Source organism: Kitasatospora sp. NPDC047058, from assembly GCF_040643935.1.
Lineage (GTDB): Bacteria > Actinomycetota > Actinomycetes > Streptomycetales > Streptomycetaceae > Kitasatospora.
The window spans coordinates 1-3,682 of sequence record NZ_JBEYVJ010000564.1 but is presented as its reverse complement, the minus strand read 5'-3'; the positions used below and the strand labels follow the sequence as shown (position 1 = coordinate 3,682).

4 protein-coding genes and 1 pseudogene are annotated in these 3,682 nt (G+C 76.8%); 1 reads left to right on the top strand and 4 read right to left on the bottom strand.

The window, feature by feature from the left end:
- Positions 1-192 (top strand): annotated as a pseudogene (locus ABZ885_RS37480) (TetR family transcriptional regulator); the annotation flags it as partial.
- Between the two features lie 159 nt (positions 193-351).
- Here the strand turns inward: ABZ885_RS37480 and ABZ885_RS37475 are convergent.
- From ABZ885_RS37475 to ABZ885_RS37460, 4 genes are all read right to left on the bottom strand, one after another.
- On the bottom strand, positions 352-717 hold the full coding sequence (locus ABZ885_RS37475; protein WP_360199099.1) for a hypothetical protein: 366 nt from the start codon (positions 715-717) through the stop codon (positions 352-354).
- A gap of 206 nt (positions 718-923) precedes the next feature.
- Positions 924-2,147, bottom strand: coding sequence for an MFS transporter (locus ABZ885_RS37470; protein ID WP_360199097.1), 1,224 nt, complete (start codon positions 2,145-2,147; stop codon positions 924-926).
- A 157-nt stretch (positions 2,148-2,304) separates the two neighbouring features.
- On the bottom strand, positions 2,305-2,898 hold the full coding sequence (locus ABZ885_RS37465; protein ID WP_360199095.1) for a flavoprotein: 594 nt from the start codon (positions 2,896-2,898) through the stop codon (positions 2,305-2,307).
- Positions 2,891-3,682 (bottom strand): lanthionine synthetase C family protein (locus tag ABZ885_RS37460; protein WP_360199093.1); only part of this gene is annotated, 792 nt, incomplete at its 5' end. The genes ABZ885_RS37460 and ABZ885_RS37465, both read right to left, overlap by 8 nt.

The window sequence follows — 3,682 nt, the reverse complement described above, 5'->3', positions numbered from 1 at the left end:
ATCACCCGGGACACCGCGCCGGCGATCGCGCCGCGCGCCGCGGCCGCCCTGATCGCCGCCGCGGACCGCCTCCTCTTCCGGCGCATCCAGGAGCTCACCCTGTCCGGCCGCACCGACGACGAGATCGAGGCCGTGCTGACCCCGGAGGCGGACCACGCCTTCGCGCTCCTCCACGCCGCCACGACCGGCTGACCCCGCGTCGGAGCCGCTCCGCCCGACGGCCGGGCCGGCCCGGACGACGACGGGCGGCGCCCGGCCGGTCGGGCCGGGCACCGCCCGTCGGGGTGCCGGGATGCAGCAGCTTCTTCCGGTCCGCCGGGGCTCCTGCGGGCCGACGACAGTCGGACGCGCCTAGCGGGGGTCGACGATCTCCGGGGCGAAGACGGTACCCAGCGGCTCGGGGCCGACGTACTGCTGGCAGTTGCACGGCCGGGGCTCGTACTGCAGCGGCTTGCGCTCGGCGTCCCAGGCCGTCGGGGCCTCGACCACCTCGTGGCACTTGCCCTGCTTGTCGTGCTTGGCGAGGTGGTGGGTGCACCCGCAGACGGGCTCCGGCGGCCGCTTCGCCGCGTCCAGGGCGAGCTGCCGCCGCTCGGCGGCCTGCTGGAGCTCCATCTTCCGCTCGTGACGCGTCTTCAGCGCACCCCTCACGTTGTCACCGATCCAGCCTCCGCCGACGATGACCGCGGGGATCAGCGCCCATATCCAGCCACCCATGCCATGACTCCCTTTCCTCCACCGGCCGCAACCGTGGGCACGCGTCGTCGCAGGCCGGGCACCCGGGGCCGCGCACCACGACGGCGGCGACCGGGCACCGGGGACGACTGCCGCCGGACCGCCTTCCCTGGCGGCACTCGATTTCTACAGCATCGTAGAAGACCCTGGAAACGGCAGGCCGCCCGGCCGGTGACGAGCCGACAGTGCTACGGGCCGGCCGCGGGTGGCGGTGGGTGCCGGAGGCCGGGGAGGAAGGCCAGGGCCAGGACGACGGCGAGGACGAGGGTGTGCACCGCCATCGCGCCGCGGACCGAGACGTGTTCGCCGAGCCAGCCGGTGGCCGCGGCGGCGAACGGGTAGAGCGAGCCGCCGACGACGAACATCGAGCTCTGCACCCGCCCCATGAGCGCGTCCGGGACCGCGCCCAGGACGCGGGCGTTGGTCCGGACCACCACCGCCGGGCTGACCAGGGCGACCACCGCCAGGCAGCCGGTCATCACGACGGGCGACGGGTGCAGGGCGGCTCCGCCCGCGACGGCGGCGATCAGGGCGGTGACCACGCGCAGCAGCCGGGCGTCCGGGACCCGGGGGAAGCGCGGGGCGAGCACGGCGCCGGCCACGCCCGCGAGCGCCGTGACGGCCAGCGCCAGGCCCAGCGACTGCGGACGGTCGCGGCCGGCGACGAGGACGAGGACGAAGGCGAGGCCGGCGGTGGCGAAGTTCACCAGGGCCGACCAGGCCAGCAGCGCCCGCAGGTAGCGGGAGCCGGCCACGTACCGCAGGCCCTCGGCGACGGCGGCCCGCAACCGCGGCCCGGCCTCCCCCTCGCCGCCGCCCAGCGGGCGGCGCACCGTCAGCAGCAGCCCCAGCGACACCAGGTAGGACAGCGCGTCGAGCAGGAACGGCGAGGCCGGGTTCAGCCGGTACAGGACCGCGCCGAGCAGGGGGCCGACGAACTGGACGAGGTAGGACTGGCCCTGACCGAAGGCGACGGCCGCGTCCAGCTCCCGCCGGGGCACCAGCCGTGGCAGGGCCGCCGCGCCCGCCGGTATCGCGACCGCGGTCAGCAGCCCCTCCACCGTGGCGAGCGCGCCGGCGAGCAGGACCGGACCGCCGCCGCCGAGCACCAGCAGGCCCAGCGCCCCGACGGCGGCCGCCCGGCCCGCGTCCGCGGCGGCCAGGACGGTCCGGCGGTGGCGGCGGTCCGCGAGGACGCCCGCCGGCAGCTGGCTCGCGAACACCGCGAGGAGCCGTGCGGTGCCGACCAGGCCGGCCAGGGTGGGCGAACCACTGCGGTCGAGGACCCACAACGGCAGGGCCAGCATGGTGAGTTGCGAGCCGATGCCGGAGAGGCCCGCGCCGAGCCAGAGCCGCCGGAAGTCCCGGTGGCGCAGCGGCCCGGCACGGCGCGCCCGGCGGCGGCTACTCACCCGCTCGCCTCCGGGCCGCTCGACCCGGCGCCGACGGTCGGCGCTCCGGCGCTCGTCCCTCGCTTGTCGCTCCTCCCTTTCGGCACCGGCGCGCCCCTTCGGCTCGGGGCGGGGTGCTGCCGCCCGGGCCGGCCCACGGCGGTCCCCCTTGGTGAGGTCAACCGACATCGGACCGCTCCCCCGACCGCTCCGCCGCCGGTTCCCCGGGCACGGGGAGCGTCTGCCACCAGGAGGCGAGCACCTGCGCCGCCCGGTCCGGCGGCAGCAGCCCGCGGCCGTCGACCACCCGGCCGCTCCACAGCTCGTACACCGCACCGGGCTGCGGGTCCACGACGACGTGCCCCTCGGCGCGCAGGGTGGTGACGTGGCGCCGGGTGGCGGGCTTGTCCCACATGACGGCGTTCATGCTCGGGAAGAACAGCACCGGCCGCGGGTGGGCCAGCAGGGCGGTCTGCGCGGGCGAGCCCGCCAGTCCGAGGGCCGCGCCGGCGAGCATGTCCGCCGTGGCCGGCAGCACGGCGAGGCCCCTGGAGCGCAGCGCGAGCTCGGTGGGGTTGAGGAGGTCGCCCGGGCCGTAGCTCTCGTCGGCGTGCCAGGCGAGTGCCTCGGCGCGCAGGAACCGCTCGGCGCCGTGGGTGAGCAGCAGCCGCAGCGGCGCCGGAACGCTCTGCCGCAGGCGGACCAGGTAGCCGGGCAGGTCGAGCGCGGCGCTCGCCCCGCAGACGATGACGGACAGCGCGTCGTCACGCATGACGGCCGCCTGCGGACGCCTGCGCGGTTGCCGCCGCCTCCGGGAGGAGGTCGTCCAGGGTGTAGTTGAAGTCCGCCGAGCCCCGGTGCAGCCGGTCGAGGACGAGGGCGATGCCCGCGCTGCCGGTCGCGAAGTCGGTGCTGTAGCGCAGCAGGCTCTCGCCCGGGAACGCCAGGCCCTCCGGCCGGCGGCCGGCCAGGGTGAGGATCGCCCGGGCGCTGCGCTCGGCCGGCTCCCGGAGTTCGGGCCGGCCGAGCAGCTGGGCACAGTCGAGGGCGAGGTTCGCCGGGCCGGCCATGCCGCGGTACAGGCCGGTGGTGATGGTGATGCCGCCGACCCCGCGGAGCAGGATGCCGTCCAGGGCCCGGTGCAGCGGCGCCTCGTCGGGCAGCAGCCGGCAGTAGCGGGCCAGGGCGGTGCCGACGCCCGCCGAGCCGCGCAGCCAGTACGGGGAGTAGACCGCACTGCCCACGCGGCCGGGGACGGCGAGCATCCCGTCGTCCTGGAACACGCCCTGGGCGAGGTCGTGCTCCAGGGCCCGCCTGCCGATGCGCAGGTAGGCGTCGTCGCCGGTGGCGCAGTGCAGGTACAGCAGGAAGGCGGCGACGCCCGAGGAGCCGTGGGCGTAGCCGACCTGCGGTGCCCGCCCGCTGCCGTCGGCCCAGTAGAGGCCCTGGCCGGCGTCCTGGGCGGTGGCGACCAGCTGGTCGCCGATCCGGGTGGCCTCGTGGAGGTGGCGGCCCTCGCGGGTGTGGCGCCACACGGAGATCCGATGAGCGTGGGG